Below are 16,076 nucleotides of genomic sequence, written 5' to 3' on the forward strand. Positions count from 1 at the left end.
AGCCGACGTGGCCTGGCGTGCGTCCGTCAGCGGGTGGGCGCGCGCAGCGGGGTGCCGACGGCCCGCAGCTCGGCGAGCGCCCCGGCGACCCCGTGCAGCAGGTCCGTCGCCTCGGTGAGCCGGTCGGCGGCCGGGTGGGCGGTCTCCGGTCGGGAGTCTTCGGCAAGGTAGCCGGCGGCGGCGACCACCAGCCGTTCGTACGCCGCCACCCCGCCCTCCAGTTGAGCGGTCAGCGCGGCGTGCGCCTCGGCCAGCGGTGGTCGGGCGTCGGCCGGGGCCAGCCGCAGCGCGCGTTCGACACTGGCCACCCGAGCGGCCAGCTCCCGCAGCGAGCGGTCGGCGGCGGCGGCTTCCAGCACCGCCGGCTCGGCCAGCCCGGTAAGTCGGGGGGCCATTCCGGCCAGGGTGAGCGCCGCCCGGTCCAGTCGGGCCCACTGCTCGCCGGCGCTGGTGCCGCGCAGCGCGATCCGGGAGCGGACCCGGCGCACCTCGGCCAGCACACCCGGGCCGACCGGCAGCCGCTCGACAGCGGCGATCAGTCGGGCCCGCGACCGGGCCGCCGCCTCGGCCGGGTCGAGCGCTGGGGGCGCCGGCTGGGCGGCCAGGGCGCGCACGTCGATCCAGCGCCAGGCGGCGAGGGCCACCGCGCTGCCCGCGGCGCCGGCCCAGGCCGCGTCGGGCAGACCAAGGCCGGCGTACGGAGTCAGCACCACCGCCGCGCCGCCGAGCCCACCGGCCAGCACACTCCACCGTCGGGCCGACCGGCGAAGCCGACCCAGCCTCCGGAAGTACCGGGTCCGTTCGTCTGCCACAGTGCCCCCTTGATCCGGTCGTTCAGCCGGCGGCGGTCGGGTCGCCGGTGCCCCGCTCCCGAGCCATGCTGGCGCGCAGCTCGTCCAGCCGGGCGGCGGCCGTCGGGTCGTTGGCCGGGCCGGTCTTCTCGGCCTGCGGAACGGCCGGCCGCTGGGCCGTGCCGCCGAGCTGCTCCCCCGCCATGCTGGACCGGATCTGCTCCAGCCGGGCGGAGCCGGCCGAGTCGATGGTGGCCTTCTGAATTTCCAACATACGGCCCTCGACGGAGTTGCCGGCCAGTTCGGCACGACCCATCGCGTTGGCGTACCGCCGCTCGATGCGGTCGCGCACCTCGTCCAGCGACGGGGTGTTCGCGGGTGCGGTCAGCGACGACATCGACTCCAGTGAGCGGGCCACCGTCTCCTGCATCTTGGCCTGCTCCAGCTGGCTGAGCAGCTTGGTGCGCTCGGCGAGCTTCTGCTGGAGGATCATCGAGTTGTTCTCGACCGCTCGGCGGGCCTGGGCGGCGGCGCCCAGCGCCTGGTCGTGCAGCGTCTTCAGGTCCTCGGTGGCCTGCTCGGCGGAGACGAGCTGGCTGGCCAGTGTCTGCGCGGACTGCTCGAACCGCACCGCCTCGGCCTCGTCGCCCTTGGCCCGGGCCTGGTCGGAGAGGACCAGGGCCTGGCGGGCGTTGCCCTGCAACCGCTCGACCTCGGTCATCTGCCGGGACAGCTTCATCTCCAGCTGACGCTGGTTGCCGATCACCGCGGCGGCCTGCTGAACCAGCGCCTGGTGCTGCCGCTGGGCATCCTCGATGGCCTGCTGGATCTGCACCTTGGGATCGGCGTGCTCGTCGATCTTCGCACCGAAGAGTGCCATCAGGTAGTTCCAACCCTTGACGAACGGGTTCGCCATCTCCGCGGTATCCCCTCAGTAGCGTCGCTCCACCCACAGCCGGGCCGGCTGGACCGACCGACCGTCACCGGCCGGTCTCCATCGTCCCAGCCGAACGCCAATGAGGCATCCGTACCGGGCGGTCGACAGCACCGGCGGCTCCTGCGAGCAACCCTACGCGGCCGGGGCCAGCCCGCCCACGGTCAACTGAATCGGCGGCTCAGGCCGCGCAGACCACGTCCCGGTCGCGCTCGGTGGGGCGGACCCGGGTGCTGCGCAGGGTGGCCTTGAGCGGCGAGTCCTGGCGGACCGAGACAGCGACCTTGCCGTCGGAGGTGACCTGACGGACACCCCGGCTGGTGCTCTTGGCTGCGGCTTCGGCCGGCTCGTCCGGCATCGAGACGAGCACCCCGGGCATCTGCTCGGCGAGCGCCACGGTGTCGCTCACCTCACGCAGCAGCTCGGAGAGGCGGGCGCCGAGGGCGTCACAGATCGCGGCCAGCAGCTCGCTCGACGGTTCCTTGTGCCCGCGCTCGATCTCGGAGAGGTAGCCGAGGCTGACGTTGGCGGCGGTGGAGACCTCACGCAGCGTGCGCTGCTGGCCCTGCCGGCGCGCTCGCAGTGCGTCACCGATCACCCGGCGTAGCAGGATCATCGCACCTCCCCCTGAGGGATACCTCGCGCCCGCCGCTGGGCGGCCGGCTGCGGCGGACCGCGCCGACCCCGAACGTCGGAGCCTTCCCGCAACCGTACCCGTTGCGGGCCCGGGCGACATCCCGCCCCGCCCGTCGGGTTCGTCGGGGCGGCCCGCCACCGCCCGTGCGACGTCGGCTCGGGTGGCTCTGACCGTTTCGGCCCTGGCGGTCACGAGGTGGTGGCGGCCAGCCGCTCGGCCAGCAACCGCAGCGCCTCCACCACCGCCTCCGCTCGGACCTGGTCCCGCCCGCCGCCCAGGTCGAGCTGGCGGACCTCGCTGCCGTCCGGTCCGGCGACCGCGACGTAGACCAGGCCCACGGGTTTTCCGTCCTGCGGCTCCGGGCCGGCGACCCCGGTGGTGGCCAGCCCCCAGTCCGCGCCGCACCGCCGCCGGCCGCCCTCGGCGAGCGCCACCGCCACATCCGGGTCCACCGGCCCCCGGTCGGACAACAGATCAGCCGGTACGCCAGCCAGCGTCGCCTTCAACTCGGTGGCGTAGACAATGAGGCCGCCCCGGTAGACCCCGCTGACCCCGGCGATGTTCACGATCGAAGCGGCGAGCGACCCACCGGTGAGCGATTCGACGGTGGCCAGGGTTTCGTGCCGCTCGGCCAGCCGGTGCACGACCCCCGCCGCCGCACTGCCCACCTCGGCAGAACCCACCTCGGCACCGGTCACCTCAGCGCTCATGTCAACACCACTCACCCCGGAACCACCCGCCCCAGCGCCGTCCTCGGTCACCCAACCCCCCGCCCCGGTCGCAGAAGCCAGTCCTTCCCCACCAACAAGTGCCCAACCCGCAGGTCCCCAACCGTCACCCCCACATCGCGTTGATCATGAAGTTAGCGTCACGACACGCCGCGCCGACTGACAACAACTTCATGATCAACGGCGGGAGAGCCGGGGCGGTGGGAGAGCCGGGGGCGCGGACTGTCAGCGGGGGCGGCGGAGGCGGAGTGCCTGGGCCACGTAGTCGAAGCCGGTGGCGACCGTGACCAGGACGGCGGCGGCCATGATCCAGGGACCGACGGCGGCGAGCGCGGCCGGCATCGGCCAGAGGTACCAGGCGATGGCGAGGATCTGGAGCGCGGTCTTGACCTTGCCACCTCGACTGGCGGCGATGACACCGTGCCGGATCACCCAGAACCGCAGCCCGGTGATGCCGAGCTCGCGAACGAGAATCAGCGCGGTCACCCACCAGGGCAGTTGGTCGTACCAGGAGAGCAGCACCAGCGCCGCGCCGGTCAGCGCCTTGTCGGCGATCGGGTCGGCCACCTTGCCCACCGAGGTGACCAGCCCGAAGCGGCGGGCGATCCAGCCGTCCACCAGGTCGGTCGCCGAGGCCACCGCGAAGATCAGGCAGGCCGCCATCCGCCAACCGGCGTGGGTCATCCCGGACATGATCACCGAGGCGGCGAAGACCGGCACCAGCAGCAGCCGCAGGGCGGTCAACGCGTTCGCCGCGTTGACGACGGGCACCACGGCCACCACCCGGCCCGGCGTCGACTCCGTCGCCCCGGTCACCGCCGCACTCCGCTCGGGCCGCCGTGGCGTTCCCGGCACCGCACCACCTGGGTCCCCCGCTCCGCTCGGGCCCGCCGTCACCGCGCCGCGCCGGGCGCCGCCGAGATCATCTCATCCGGCACAGCGAGCAGGTCCACCCCTTCGGTGCCGGTCACCGTTGCGCGTACGAGATCGCCCGGGCGCAGCGCGGCCAGGTCGACCCCGCCCTCGACCGGGGCGACGAGGGTGGTGGAACCGTCCACCTCCGGCGCCTGGTGGGCCGCCCGACCCTCCACCACGCCGTCGGAGATCGAGTCGACGAGCACCTCGACGGTCGAGCCGAGCCGGTCCTCGGCCCGCTGCGAGCAGAGCTCGTCGGCGAGGGCGCTGAGCCGGTCGTAGCGCCGCTTGATCGTCGCGGCGGAGACCTTGCCGGGCAGGCCGGCCGCCTCGGTGCCGTCCTCGTCGCTGTAGTCGAACATTCCGATCGCGTCGAGCCGGGCCTCGGTCAGGAACCGGACCAGCTCGTCGACGTCGCCGCGGGTCTCGCCGGGGAAACCGACGATGAAGTTGCTCCGGGCGCCGGCCTCCGGGGCCAGGGCGCGGGCACTCGCCAGCAGCTCCAGGAACCGGTCGGTGGAGCCGAAACGCCGCATCCGGCGCAGCACCGGCTCGCTGGAGTGCTGGAACGACAGGTCGAAGTACGGTGCCACGCCCGGGGTGGTGGCGATCGCCTCGACCAGCCCGGGCCGGGTCTCGGCCGGCTGGAGGTAGCTGGCCCGCACCCGGACGATGCCGGTCACCGCGGCGAGCTGCGGCAGCAGCTTCTCCAGGGCGCGCGGGTCACCCAGGTCCTTGCCGTACGAGGTGGAGTTCTCGCTGACCAGCACCAGCTCCCGTACGCCGGTCTTGGCCAGCCACTCCGCCTCGGCCAGCAGCTCGTCGGGCGTACGCGAGACGAAGGCCCCCCGGAAGGCCGGGATGGCACAGAACGCGCAGCGACGGTCGCAGCCGCTGGCCAGCTTCAGCGAGGCCACCGGGCCGGTGTCGAGCCGTCGACGCAGCACCTGGCGCAGGTGTGCCGGGGTGTGCTCGTCGGTGTCGACGACGGTGCGGGTCACCGTGCCGTGGCCGGGGAGCGACACCCCGCTGTCGCGGCGCTGCACCGGGGTCAGCGGCAGCAGCTCGCGCCGGTCCCGGGGGGTGTGCGCGCTGATCTGCTCGCCGGCGACGACGGCGTTCAGCCGGGCGGCGATGTCGGGGTAGTCGTCGAAGCTCAGCACCGCCTGGGCCTCGGGCAGGCTGTCGGCCAACTCACGGCCGTACCGCTCGGCCATGCAGCCCGCCGCGACCACCTTGGCGCCCGTCCCGGCGGCGGCAAGCAGGGTCTGGATCGAGTCCTGCTTGGCCTTCTCCACGAAACCGCAGGTGTTGACGACCACCACGTCGGCGCCCTCGCCGTCGGTGGTCACCTGCCAGCCGTCGGCGTGCAGGCGGGCGGCCAGCTCCTCGGAGTCGACCTCGTTGCGGGCACAGCCCAGGGTCAGCAGGGCGACGCGACGGCCGTCGGCGTGGTCAGCGGGAGAAGGAGAGGTGGCAGACACCATCCGAGGGTACCGGGCCGGCCGGGTGAGCCCACGCACGCGGGCTGCGGCGACGGTCGACACGGAGGCGGACGTCGTTGCGTCAGCGCGCCTCGGCGCCAACCCGGGTCAGCGCGTCGAGCAGGAACACCTCGGTTCCGGCCAGGCCGGTGCAACAGAAGACGGAGATCTGGTCCGCGGTGGTCCGGCCGGGGACCGCGCCGGCCAGGATGCCGCCCAGGTCGCGCAACCGCCCGGCGTACGGGGGTGTGGCCGCGAGCATCGGCGGCTGGTAGTCCGCCGCCTGGGCCGGTGAATCGGTGACCAGCAGGTCGGCGGTGTCCAGCAGGTCGGTGCCGAACTCGCTGCGGTCACGCTGCTTGAAACCGACCGCGTTGACGTGCGTGCCGGGGCTGAGGTCGGCGGCGCAGAGCACCGGGGTCGGGCTGGTGGTCGCCAGCACCACCAGGTCCCGCCCGGTGGCGGCCGAGCCCGGATCTGTCACCGCGCGGGCCGGCACGCCCAGTTCGACACGGACCCGGGCGGCGAAGGCCTCCCGGCGAGCCACGGAGCGGCTGTGGACCACCACCTCGCGCAACGGGCGGACCGCGGCGGCGGCCCAGACCTGGGTCCACGCCTGCCGACCGGAGCCGATCACCCCGAGGGTGGCGGCGTCGGGACGCGCCAGGGCGTCGACCGCGAGGCCCCCCAATCCTCCGGTACGGCGGGAGCCCAACTCCTCGCCCACCGCGACCGCCCGGACCGCCCCGGTTCGGGCGTCGTGCAGCACCACCACCTGCTCGCCCTGCGGGTGACCGAAGGTGTCGTAGGAGCGGAAGCCGTACCACTCGCCGACCAGGTGCCCGGCGGTGAGCACCATCCGCCCGCCGCTCAGCGGTGCGGCGGCCCGCGGCGGCGCGATCAGACGTCCCTCGTACGCGGCCAGGAGGGCGGCGCGCATGGCGTCGACCGTGGTGGCGGCGTCCAGCGCGGTGGCGACCTCGGGGTCGGCGTAGAGCATGGTCATGATGGCGATACTGCAAGCTGAAGTCAGGTAGAGGTCAACGGATCGTGGTGGCGGTCACCGCCCCGCCGCCGGGGTCGGTGCTAGCGTCGGCACCGGCGGCCAGATGCTCGTGGCCGCTCCGGACGAGTGGTGGGCGTACCCGGTCAGGCCAAGACGCCCCGCGTGACGTGCAGACTCGACTCGTCCCGGCGCGGCAGCCCCGGGCGCTTCCGGTGAGGTGAACGATGGCCTGGCTCGTACTGGTGATCTCGGGACTGTTGGAGACGGCCTGGGCGATCGCCCTGGACCGCTCCGCCGGCTTCAGCCGGCTGGTCCCGTCGGTGGTGTTCGTGGTGACCCTGCTGCTCAGCATGGCCGGGCTGTCGTACGCGCTCCGCGACATCCCCGTCGGCACCGGCTACGCGGTCTGGGTCGGCATCGGCGCGGTCGGCACCGCGCTGGTCGGGATGCTGGCGCTCGGCGAGTCGGCGAGCCTGCCCCGGATCCTCTGCCTCCTGCTGGTGGTCGCCGGCGTGATCGGTCTCAAGATCTTCCACTGAGGTGCCTCACCGGCAGGCGTGGCGAGCACCCACAGTGGGTAGTGATCGATTCGTCACGACAGGCTCTCACCCGGAGGAAGACATGGCCGACATGCCGAGCACTGCCCGTCCCCGCAGCAACGCCGCCCGCATCCTCACCATCGTGGGCTTCGTCTTCGCCGTCCTGGCCCTGCTGCTCAACCCGGTCATCTTCGGCGTGCTCGGCATCATCGCGGGCGTCGTCGGCGCGGTGCTCGGCGACAAGCCGCTGGGTTGGTACGCCGCCGCGGCGAGCCTCGTCGCCGCGATCATCAGCCTGGTGATCATCGGCACGCTGATCAGCAACTGACCACTCTCCTGTCGCGGGCCCGCCGGAATCCGGCGGGCCCGTCGTGTGTCCAGGGTCGACCGTGGGTCAGTCCACGTCGCCGCGCAGGCCGGTCAGGACCTCGTCCAGCTCGTCCGGCTTGACCAGCACGTCGCGCGCCTTCGACCCCTCGGACGGCCCGACCACACCCCGGGTCTCCATCAGGTCCATCAGGCGGCCCGCCTTGGCGAAACCGACCCGCAGCTTGCGTTGCAGCATCGAGGTCGAGCCGAACTGCGAGGTGACCACCAGCTCCACCGCCTGTACCAACAGGTCCAGGTCGTCGCCGATGTCCTCGTCGATCTTCTTCTTGTTGTCCTGCGCAGGAGCCAGCACGTCCTTGCGGAACTCCGGCTCACGCTGGTCCTTGCAGAACTTCACCACGTCGGCGATCTCGCGCTCGGTGACCCAGGCGCCCTGGATGCGGACCGGCTTGGAGGCGCCCATCGGCAGGAAGAGCCCGTCACCACGGCCGAGCAGCTTCTCCGCGCCCGGCTGGTCGAGGATGACCCGGGAGTCCGCGAGGGAGGAGGTGGCGAACGCCAGCCGGGAGGGCACGTTGGCCTTGATCAGACCGGTCACCACGTCGACCGAGGGGCGCTGGGTGGCCAGCACCAGGTGAATGCCGGCGGCCCGGGCCAGCTGGGTGATCCGGACGACGGAGTCCTCCACGTCGCGTGGGGCGACCATCATCAGGTCGGCCAACTCGTCCACAATCACCAACAGGTACGGGTACGGACGCATCTCGCGTTCGCTGCCCGGCGGGGCCTTGATCTCGCCGTTGCGGACCTTGCGGTTGAAGTCGTCGATGTGCCGGACCCCGTTGGCGGCGAGGTCGTCGTAGCGCATGTCCATCTCGCGGACCACCCAGTCCAGCGAGTCGGCCGCCTTCTTCGCGTTGGTCACGATCGGGGTGACCAGGTGCGGGATGCCCTCGTAACCGGTCATCTCGACCCGCTTCGGGTCGATCAGCAGCAGCCGCACCTCGTCCGGGGTGGCCCGGGTGAGGATGGACACCAGCAGGGTGTTCAGACAGCTCGACTTGCCCGCGCCAGTGGCTCCGGCGATCAGGATGTGCGGCATCTTGGCGAGGTTGGCCACCACGTAGCCGCCCTCGATGTCCTTGCCGAGCGCCACGACCATCGGGTGGTGGTCGCTGGTCGCCGCCCGCGAGCGCAGCACGTCGCCGAGCGCCACGTTCTCCGGGTCGGTGTTCGGGATCTCCACGCCGACGGCGCTCTTGCCGGGGATCGGGCTGAGGATCCGTACGTCAGGTGACTTCACCGCGTACGCGATGTTGCGGGACAGCTGGGTGATCCGCTCGACCTTGACGCCGTGCCCCAGCTCCACCTCGTACCGCGTGACGGTCGGGCCGCGGGTGAAGCCGGTGACGGCGGCGTCCACGTCGAACTGGTCGAACACGCCGGTCAGCGCGGCGATCACCTCGTCGTTGGCCTTGCTGCGGGTCTTCGCGGCAGCCCCGGCACTGAGCATGTTGGCCGGTGGCAGGGTGTAGTCGCCGGACAGCCCGGTCAGCGCGAGCTGCTCGGCCCGGGTCGGGGCGGGCGAGTGCTCCGGCGGCTCCACCGACGGCTTGCGGCTCGCCGGCACCTTCGCCGGAGACTTGCGCGGCAGCACCATGGTCTCCTGGAGGTCCGCGCCGTCCAGGTCCTCGAAGTCGTCCGGGTCCAGTGGTGGGGGCATCCGCTTCGCCGGTCGCTTACGCGCCGGCTTGGCGGCCACCTCGTCCGCCTCCTCATCCGCCTCCGGCGCGGCGACCAGCCCACCGGCGAGCAGGCCCAACCGCTCCGGGATCTTGTTGATCGGTGTCGCGGTCACCACGAGCAGGCCGAAGAGCAGCAGCAGGACGAGCAGCGGCACCGCCACCCGGGCGGTGACCGCCCGCTCCAGCAGCCCGCCGACGCCCGCACCGACCAGACCGCCGGCGAAGTCACGCTCCAGCGGGTCGGCCGGGTCCTGACCGATCTGGAGCAACGCGGCGGTCGACACCAGCAGCGAACCCCAGCCGATCAACCCACGGCCGCGGTGCTCCGGATCGGCCGGCTGACGCATCAGCCGCCACGCGCCGATCATCAGCAGCACCGGTACGACAACCGAGATCGCGCCCAGGAACAGCCGGATCGTGTCGGCCAGCCGCGCGCCGACCGGCCCCGCTCCGGACAGCCAGAGCGCCACGGCGCTGAGCAGGGCGAGCCCGAACATGAGTAGCCCCGCGCCGTCCCGGCGGTGCTCCGGGTCGAGGTCGCGGGCCGAGGCAGCCTGCCGGCCAGCGGCACGCACCGCCCAGCCCATTCCGTGCGCCAGCCCCATCCACAGTGCACCCACCGCACGACCGACGTAGACCGCCGGGCCGGGCCGGGGCGGCGTGGTGCGACGTCGGACCGGTGCCCGGGTGGTCTTCTTCGCCGGTTGACGGGCACGACTGTTGGTGCCACCGCGCGGCGACGCGCCGCGCCGCCGGCTCGCCTGAGAGGTACGGCCCGCCATAGAGTCACGGTAACGGTGGGGCCGGGCAGATCCCCGCTTTTCCGGGTCGTGTCCGCGCGTCGTAACACGAACCCCACCGCCGGTCGTGATATCCGCCTCAGAAGGGATGCCCCATGGCGTCGCCGGAGATCGAAGGCGATCCGGACGATCCGTTGGCCGGGCACCCCGGCTTGCTGCGTCCGCTGACCGGTGAACTGGTCGCCGCGGTGCTCGCTGCCCGGGGCCGGTCCGTCGGCCCGACCCCGGACGGCGACCTCGTCGGCCGCTTCGACGACAACCTGATCTGGTTCCTCCGCGTCGGCGGCGACGGTGAGCTGCTCCAGATCCGCACCATGGTCGATCCGACCTTCGGCATCGAACGGGTGCCCGACCTGTACGCGTTCTGCAACTCCTGGAACCACGACCGGCTCTGGCCGAAGGCATTCGTCCATGTCGCCGACGACGGTCGGGCCCGCGTCTACGGAGAGGTGATCACCGACCTGGAACGCGGCGTGACCCCACACCAGCTCGACCAACTGCTCGACTGTGGCATCTCCACCGGGTGCCAGCTCGCCGTGGCGGTTCGTCGACTGCCCGGAGCGGTGCCGTCGTGACCGGCCGGGACGAGTTCACCGGCAGCCGCGCCGGCACGCCACCCACCGGTGCCGGTGAGCGGCTCGCGCGGGGCCGCGTACCGGCGCTGGAGGCCGCACTCGCCGAGGCTCGGGACCTCCCCGACGGCCCGGCCCGGCAGGTGGCCCTGGAACGGCTCGCCGAGCGCGCCGACGCCGCCGGCGACGTCCGGTCCGGGATGGACGCACGGTTCGCGTTGATCGAAGCGTACCTGCTGCACGGGGAGCGGTGGCGTCTGGTGGAGCCGGTCCGGCGCTGTCGAGCCGCCGCCGACCACCGGCCCGACGTGCTCAGCGAGACGGAGACCGGGCTGCTGCTGCGTTACCAGCGGTACGCGGTGGAGGCGCTGCTCGGCACCCCACGGGTCGGGCTGGACCAGACCCGGTCCCTCTTGCACGACCTGGCCCACCGCGTCGGCACCGATGGTCCGGACACGCCGACCGTCGCGGAGCTGCACTGCCGAATCGCCGATCATCTGGGCGACGAGCCCACCGCCCGGCACTGGTACGAGCGATGGTCCGGGAGAAGGCCCGGCCCGGCCGGCGGCTGCCCGGGCTGCGCCTCGGCCCGGCGTGCCGAGCTGCTGGCCGGTTGGGGCGAGTGGAATGCCGCGGTCACCGAGCTCGAGGAGACCGACGGCGACCCGCGGTCCTGCACCGACCAGCCCGAGCGGGACCTGGTCGCCGGTCTGCTGCCGGCACTGCGCACCGGTGAGCCGCAACGGGCGGCGACGGCTCACGTGCGGGCGTACCGCCGGCACCGGCGGGAGCGCGCCGCGTTCCCGCACCTCGCCGCACACCTGCGGTTCTGCGCGCTGGGCGGGCACCTGGAGCGCGGGCTGGCCATCCTGGCCGAACAGCTGCCCCGGCTGGACCGACCCACCGACGATCTCGCGGCCATGGAGTTCGCCGCCGCCGGGGCACTGCTCTGCGGGCTGGCCGCCGACGCAGGGCTGGGCCGGCGGACGATGCCCCGGCCCGCGTACGGCGAGCGGACGGCCACCGAGTTGGACGTCGCCACGCTCGGCGCTCTGCTGCTCGGGGTGGCCAACGACCTGGCCGGCAGTTTCGACGCGCGCAACGGCACGGGGCACCACTCCGGGCGGATGGCCGCCTGGCTGGCCGAACGCCCGCTCGCGGCGCCGGTCCCGCTACCCACCGACGACGAACCTGACGGACCCGACAAGCCCGACGCCGACCGGTCCGACGGCGACGCCGACGCCGAGCTGGGCGACCGCGAGATGTCGGCGCTCTCCCTCGACATGATCACCGGGATCCTGGACGGGCGCGGCGACCGGTACCAGGTGGACGAGGGCGGGACGGTGGTCGGTCACTGGGCGGGCACGGTGATCCAGTTCCGGCGGGCCGGTGAACGCGGCGAGGTGCTGCACGCCCGCGCCATGGCCAACCGCCGGCTGCCGGCGGCCCGCCGCGCCGAGGCGTACGCCTTCTGCAACGCGTGGAACCACGACCGGCTGCTGCCCAAGGCGTACGCGCACGATCTCGGCGACGAGTTGGTGCTGGCCGGCGACGTGGCCACCGACCTGGCGCACGGGGTCGCCCCGGCGCAGCTACGGGTCCTCATGGACGCCGCCATCGCCACCGGCATCGCGTACGCCGAGGCCGTCGCCGCGCTGCCCTGACCCGCCAGGCAACGGCAGACGCCGGCCCACCCTGTTCAGGTGGACCGGCGTCAGCGGGAGTCGGTCAGACCTCGACGACGGTGGGCACGATCATCGGCCGACGACGGTACTTGTCGTTGACCCACCGCCCCACGGTCCGCCGGACGATCTGCTGAAGCTGATGCGGGTCGGTGATGCCGTCCGCCGCGGCCCGGTTGAGCGCCTCGGTGACCAGCGGCACCACCGGGTTGAACGCCTCCGGGTCCTCGGAGAAGCCCTTCGCGGAGAGCGTCGGGCCGGCGACCACCTTGCCGGTGACCGAGTCGACGACCACCGTGGTGGCGATGAAGCCGCCGTCACCGAGGATCCGCCGTTCGGTGAGCAGCGACTCGCTGACGTCACCGACGGCGAGGCCGTCCACGTAGACGTACCGGCTCTTCACGTGCCCGACCAGACTGGCGCGGCCCTCAACCAGGTCGACCACGTCGCCGTCCTCGCAGAGCACCACCCGGTCGGCGGCGACGCCGGACTCGATGCCGAGCCGGGCGTGGGCGCGCAGGTGACGCCACTCGCCGTGCACGGGCATCAGATTGCTGGGCCGGACCACGTTGAGCAGGTAGAGCAGTTCCCCGGCGGGGGCGTGCCCGGAGACGTGCACCTTGGCCACGTCCTTGTGCACGACCACCGCGCCGGCCCGCGCCAGCCGGTTGATCACCCGGTAGACCGAGGTCTCGTTGCCGGGCACCAGTGAGGAGGCCAGCACGACCGTGTCACCGGGGGCGATGGTGATGTGCCGGTGATCGCCGCTGGCCATCCGGCCCAGCGCGCTCATCGGCTCACCCTGGGAACCGGTGGACATCAGCACGATCTCATCCGGCGGCAGCGTGGTCGCCTCGTCGATGCTGATCACCAGGCCGGCCGGGATGTTGAGCAGGCCGAGGTCCCGGGCGATGCCCATGTTGCGGACCATGGACCGGCCGATGAGCGCGACCTTGCGGCCGTGCTCGACGGCGGAGTCGAAGACCTGCTGCACGCGGTGCACGTGCGAGGCGAACGAGGCCACGATGATGCGGCCCTTGGCCTTCGCGAAGATCGAGTCGAGCACCGGGCCGATCTCGCGCTCCGGGGTGACGAAACCGGGGATCTCCGCGTTGGTGGAGTCGGACAGCAGCAGGTCGACGCCCTCGGCGCCGAGCCGCGCGAAACCGGCCAGGTCGGTGATCCGGCCGTCCAGCGGCAACTGGTCCATCTTGAAGTCGCCGGTGTGCAGCACCAGGCCGGCGGGGGTGCGGATGGCCACCGCGAGGGCATCCGGGATCGAGTGGTTGACAGCGAAGAACTCACACTCGAACGGGCCGAGCCGCTCGCGGCCGCCCTCCCGCACCGTCAGCGTGTACGGCTGGATCCGCCGCTCAGCCAACTTCGCCTCGACCAGGGCGAGGGTGAACTGTGAGCCGACCAGCGGGATGTCGGGCTTGTGGGCGAGCAGGTACGGCACCGCGCCGATGTGGTCCTCGTGACCGTGCGTCAGCACGATCGCCTGGACGTCGGCCAGCCGGTCCAGGATCGGACCGAAGTCGGGCAGGATCAGATCCACACCCGGCTGCTCGACGTCGGGGAACAGCACCCCGCAGTCGACGATCAGCAACTTGCCGTCGTACTCGAAGACGGTCATGTTCCGACCGATGGCGCCGAGCCCGCCGAGCGGGATGATCCGCAGGCCGCCTTCCGGCAACGGCGGGGGTAGCTCCGCCTCGATGTGCGCCTCGGTCACGCGTCCACCTCATTCTGCGACGCCGTTACTCGACGTCCATCGTGTCGTTCGTTCATTCGGGCAGCTCCAGGCCCGCTGCCGCGAAGTCCGCGCGCAGCTGGGCGATCTCGTCGTCGGTGGCGTCCACCAGCGGGGGTCGCACCGGGCCGGCCGGCAGACCCTGCGCTGCCAGGCCCGCCTTCACCAGGATCGCGCCCTGGGTGCGGAAGATGCCGGTGAACAGCGGCAGCAGCCGCCGGTGCAGCGCCAGCGCGGTCGGCATGTCCCCCGCGTCGTACGCATCGATCAGTTGTGCGGTCAGCGCCCCGGTGAAGTGCGTGGAGGTGCCGACCACGCCCACCGAACCGACGGCCAGCGCCGGCAGGGTGAGAGCGTCCTCGCCGCAGTAGAAGGCGAGGGCGCTCCGGCTGGTCACCCAGCTGGTTTCGGTCAGGTCGCCCTTGGCGTCCTTGACCGCGACGATCCGGCCGTGCTCGCCGAGCCGCACCAGCGTCTCGGTCTCGATCGGCACACCGGAACGGTGCGGGATGTCGTACAGCATCACCGGCAGGCCGGTGGCGTCGGCGACGGCCGTGAAGTGCCGGACCAACCCTGCCTGCGGCGGCTTGTTGTAGTACGGGGTGACCACCAACAGGCCGTGCGCACCCGCCTTCTCGGCGGCTGCGGCCAGCTCGATGGTGTGCCGCGTGTCGTTGGTGCCGACGCCCGCGACCACCTTGGCCCGGTCACCGACAGCCTCCACCACGGTCCGGATCAGCTGCTCCTTCTCCGCTTCCGTGGTGGTCGGCGACTCGCCGGTGGTGCCGTTGACCACCAGCGCGTCGTTGCCCTGCTCGTCGACCAGGTGGCTCGCCAGCCGGGCGACGCCGTCGAGATCGAGGGAACCGTCGGGGGTGAACGGGGTCACCATGGCTGTGATCAGCCGGCCGAAGGGGCGGGACGCCGGTCGGGCCGCGGCATCGAGGTGGTCGTGCGTCATACCCTCCAACCTAGCGGACGACCAGCCGGGCCCCGCCGGGGAAGGGCTCAGGACGCCTCGTGCGGGCTGGCCGCCACCTCGGTGCCGTCCGGCAGCGTGGAGATCACGAAGTCGGCGAACACGTTGGGGGCGACCCCTTGGAGCTGGCGAAGGCACTCGACGGCCAGCTCGCGGATCTCCACGTCGGCGTGCTCGGTGGCCCGCATCGCGATGAAGTGCCGCCAGGCCCGGTAGTTGCCGGAGACCACGATCCGGGTCTCGGTGGCGTTGGGCAGCACCGCGCGGGCCGCCTGCCGGGCCTGCTTGCGGCGCAGCGTCGGGTTGGGCTCGTCGGAGAAGCGCTGCTCAAGACCCTCCAACAACTCGGTGTACGCCCGAACGCTCGCCTCGGCGGCCTCCACGAACTTCTTGTGCAGCTCGGGGTCGTCGGCGATGACGGCCGGCTCGACCATGGCCGCGTCCCGCTCCGGGACGTAGCGCTGCGACAACTGGGAGTACGAGAAGTGCCGGTGCCGGATCAGCTCGTGGGTGAAGGAACGGGACACCCCGGTGAAGTAGAAGGTGACCGACCCGTGCTCCAGCACGCTGAGGTGCCCGACCTCGAGGATGTGCGCCAGGTAGCCGGCGTTGGTGGCCGTCGCCGGGTTCGGCTTCTTCCACGACTGGTAGCAGGCCCGACCGGCGAACTCGGCGAGCGCCTGGCCGCCCTCCGCGTCGGTCGACCACGGCACGTCGTCCGGGGCCGCGAATTGGGTCCACGCGATCAACTTGACCTGGGGCTGCACCATGTCCGGCATTCCTGGGACTTTAGTGGTGGGGTGCCGCCCGACCCAACTCAGGCGCGCCCCGTGCAATGTCGATCACTCAGCCCCCGGCGCACCCGCCGACGCCCCCCGGCCTTCGGACGGAGGCCGGGCCGGGACCGGGCCGGGACCGGGCCGGGACCGGGACCGGGCCGGGACCGGGACCGACCGGCACCGGGACCAGGACCGACCGGGACCGGGAGCCGTAGGCGGGGGGCCGCGACCCCGGGCCGAGGTCCGGGGCCGGGCCGGGCCGGGCGGGGCGGGCCGGGCGGGGCGGGGCGGGCGGGGCGGGGCGGGCGGGGCGGGGCCGAAGCCAGGTCCGGGGCCGAAGCCAGGTCCAGGTCTGGGGCCGGGACCGGGGCCGAAGCCAGGTCCAGGTCTGGGGCCGGGACCGGG

Annotated in this window: 15 protein-coding genes and 1 riboswitch; of the genes, 4 read left to right on the top strand and 11 right to left on the bottom strand. The window is 72.7% G+C overall.

Features of this window, described 5'->3' with window-relative positions; translation table 11 throughout:
• Nucleotides 1-26: 26 nt before the first annotated feature.
• From pspM to ACZ6NZ_RS17195, 7 genes are all read right to left on the bottom strand, one after another.
• Entirely contained in the window at nucleotides 27-812 is a 786-nt protein-coding gene (pspM, locus tag ACZ6NZ_RS17165) for a phage shock envelope stress response protein PspM (protein WP_366608345.1), read from the bottom strand.
• Nucleotides 813-834: 22 nt separating this feature from the next.
• Entirely contained in the window at nucleotides 835-1,707 is an 873-nt protein-coding gene (locus ACZ6NZ_RS17170) for a PspA/IM30 family protein (protein ID WP_366608344.1), read from the bottom strand.
• 199 nt (nucleotides 1,708-1,906) lie between these two features.
• Nucleotides 1,907-2,341: a helix-turn-helix domain-containing protein gene (locus tag ACZ6NZ_RS17175; protein WP_357195216.1), complete on the bottom strand. Its 435-nt coding sequence runs from the start codon at nucleotides 2,339-2,341 to the stop codon at nucleotides 1,907-1,909.
• Nucleotides 2,342-2,550: 209 nt separating this feature from the next.
• Nucleotides 2,551-3,072: a CinA family protein gene (locus ACZ6NZ_RS17180; RefSeq protein ID WP_366608343.1), complete on the bottom strand. Its 522-nt coding sequence runs from the start codon at nucleotides 3,070-3,072 to the stop codon at nucleotides 2,551-2,553.
• 243 nt (nucleotides 3,073-3,315) lie between these two features.
• Complete coding sequence (gene pgsA, locus ACZ6NZ_RS17185) at nucleotides 3,316-3,906, bottom strand: CDP-diacylglycerol--glycerol-3-phosphate 3-phosphatidyltransferase (protein WP_357195219.1); 591 nt, start codon at nucleotides 3,904-3,906, stop codon at nucleotides 3,316-3,318.
• 77 nt (nucleotides 3,907-3,983) lie between these two features.
• Nucleotides 3,984-5,492: a 30S ribosomal protein S12 methylthiotransferase RimO gene (rimO, locus tag ACZ6NZ_RS17190; protein WP_366608342.1), complete on the bottom strand. Its 1,509-nt coding sequence runs from the start codon at nucleotides 5,490-5,492 to the stop codon at nucleotides 3,984-3,986.
• A 79-nt stretch (nucleotides 5,493-5,571) separates the two neighbouring features.
• Nucleotides 5,572-6,495: an ornithine cyclodeaminase family protein gene (locus ACZ6NZ_RS17195; RefSeq protein ID WP_465858953.1), complete on the bottom strand. Its 924-nt coding sequence runs from the start codon at nucleotides 6,493-6,495 to the stop codon at nucleotides 5,572-5,574.
• 92 nt (nucleotides 6,496-6,587) lie between these two features.
• A riboswitch (guanidine-III (ykkC-III) riboswitch) is annotated at nucleotides 6,588-6,658 on the top strand.
• A 61-nt stretch (nucleotides 6,659-6,719) separates the two neighbouring features.
• Here ACZ6NZ_RS17195 and sugE point away from each other — a divergent pair.
• Complete coding sequence (gene sugE, locus ACZ6NZ_RS17200; RefSeq protein ID WP_112586602.1) at nucleotides 6,720-7,034, top strand: quaternary ammonium compound efflux SMR transporter SugE; 315 nt, start codon at nucleotides 6,720-6,722, stop codon at nucleotides 7,032-7,034.
• 82 nt (nucleotides 7,035-7,116) lie between these two features.
• Complete coding sequence (locus ACZ6NZ_RS17205; protein ID WP_366608340.1) at nucleotides 7,117-7,362, top strand: hypothetical protein; 246 nt, start codon at nucleotides 7,117-7,119, stop codon at nucleotides 7,360-7,362.
• A gap of 66 nt (nucleotides 7,363-7,428) precedes the next feature.
• On the opposite strand, the gene ACZ6NZ_RS17210 is transcribed toward ACZ6NZ_RS17205, so the two are convergent.
• Nucleotides 7,429-9,888, bottom strand: a complete 2,460-nt coding sequence (locus ACZ6NZ_RS17210) for an FtsK/SpoIIIE family DNA translocase (protein ID WP_465858954.1) — start codon at nucleotides 9,886-9,888, stop codon at nucleotides 7,429-7,431.
• A 113-nt stretch (nucleotides 9,889-10,001) separates the two neighbouring features.
• Between ACZ6NZ_RS17210 and ACZ6NZ_RS17215 the strand changes: the two genes are divergently transcribed.
• On the top strand, nucleotides 10,002-10,481 hold the full coding sequence (locus tag ACZ6NZ_RS17215) for a YbjN domain-containing protein (protein ID WP_465858955.1): 480 nt from the start codon (nucleotides 10,002-10,004) through the stop codon (nucleotides 10,479-10,481).
• 86 nt (nucleotides 10,482-10,567) lie between these two features.
• A complete protein-coding gene (locus tag ACZ6NZ_RS17220) occupies nucleotides 10,568-12,142 on the top strand; it encodes a YbjN domain-containing protein (RefSeq protein ID WP_465859480.1) in 1,575 nt (524 codons plus the stop codon).
• 64 nt (nucleotides 12,143-12,206) lie between these two features.
• Here ACZ6NZ_RS17220 and ACZ6NZ_RS17225 read toward each other — a convergent pair whose 3' ends face one another.
• Genes ACZ6NZ_RS17225 through thyX form a run of 3 tightly spaced genes read right to left on the bottom strand, consistent with a single transcriptional unit; the run spans nucleotide 12,207 to nucleotide 15,662 of the window.
• Nucleotides 12,207-13,895: a ribonuclease J gene (locus tag ACZ6NZ_RS17225; RefSeq protein ID WP_357349902.1), complete on the bottom strand. Its 1,689-nt coding sequence runs from the start codon at nucleotides 13,893-13,895 to the stop codon at nucleotides 12,207-12,209.
• Nucleotides 13,896-13,947: 52 nt separating this feature from the next.
• Nucleotides 13,948-14,874 (bottom strand): 4-hydroxy-tetrahydrodipicolinate synthase, encoded by a 927-nt coding sequence (gene dapA, locus ACZ6NZ_RS17230; RefSeq protein ID WP_465858956.1) that lies wholly within the window; start codon nucleotides 14,872-14,874, stop codon nucleotides 13,948-13,950.
• A gap of 47 nt (nucleotides 14,875-14,921) precedes the next feature.
• Nucleotides 14,922-15,662: an FAD-dependent thymidylate synthase gene (gene thyX / locus ACZ6NZ_RS17235; protein ID WP_124816891.1), complete on the bottom strand. Its 741-nt coding sequence runs from the start codon at nucleotides 15,660-15,662 to the stop codon at nucleotides 14,922-14,924.
• Between the last annotated feature and the right edge of the window lie 414 nt (nucleotides 15,663-16,076).

This window comes from Micromonospora sp. NPDC047756 (assembly GCF_055587245.1).

Bases quoted from the DNA above. Each gene is read 5' to 3' on its own strand.
- ACZ6NZ_RS17170 (WP_366608344.1), bottom strand. From the start codon at position 1,707: ATGGCGAACCCGTTCGTCAAGGGTTGGAACTACCTGATGGCACTCTTC.
- ACZ6NZ_RS17175 (WP_357195216.1), bottom strand. From the start codon at position 2,341: ATGATCCTGCTACGCCGGGTGATCGGTGACGCACTGCGAGCGCGCCGG.
- ACZ6NZ_RS17180 (WP_366608343.1), bottom strand. From the start codon at position 3,072: ATGAGCGCTGAGGTGACCGGTGCCGAGGTGGGTTCTGCCGAGGTGGGC.
- rimO (WP_366608342.1), bottom strand. From the start codon at position 5,492: ATGGTGTCTGCCACCTCTCCTTCTCCCGCTGACCACGCCGACGGCCGT.
- ACZ6NZ_RS17195 (WP_465858953.1), bottom strand. From the start codon at position 6,495: ATGACCATGCTCTACGCCGACCCCGAGGTCGCCACCGCGCTGGACGCC.
- sugE (WP_112586602.1), top strand. From the start codon at position 6,720: ATGGCCTGGCTCGTACTGGTGATCTCGGGACTGTTGGAGACGGCCTGG.
- ACZ6NZ_RS17205 (WP_366608340.1), top strand. From the start codon at position 7,117: ATGGCCGACATGCCGAGCACTGCCCGTCCCCGCAGCAACGCCGCCCGC.
- ACZ6NZ_RS17210 (WP_465858954.1), bottom strand. From the start codon at position 9,888: ATGGCGGGCCGTACCTCTCAGGCGAGCCGGCGGCGCGGCGCGTCGCCG.
- ACZ6NZ_RS17215 (WP_465858955.1), top strand. From the start codon at position 10,002: ATGGCGTCGCCGGAGATCGAAGGCGATCCGGACGATCCGTTGGCCGGG.
- dapA (WP_465858956.1), bottom strand. From the start codon at position 14,874: ATGACGCACGACCACCTCGATGCCGCGGCCCGACCGGCGTCCCGCCCC.
- thyX (WP_124816891.1), bottom strand. From the start codon at position 15,662: ATGGTGCAGCCCCAGGTCAAGTTGATCGCGTGGACCCAATTCGCGGCC.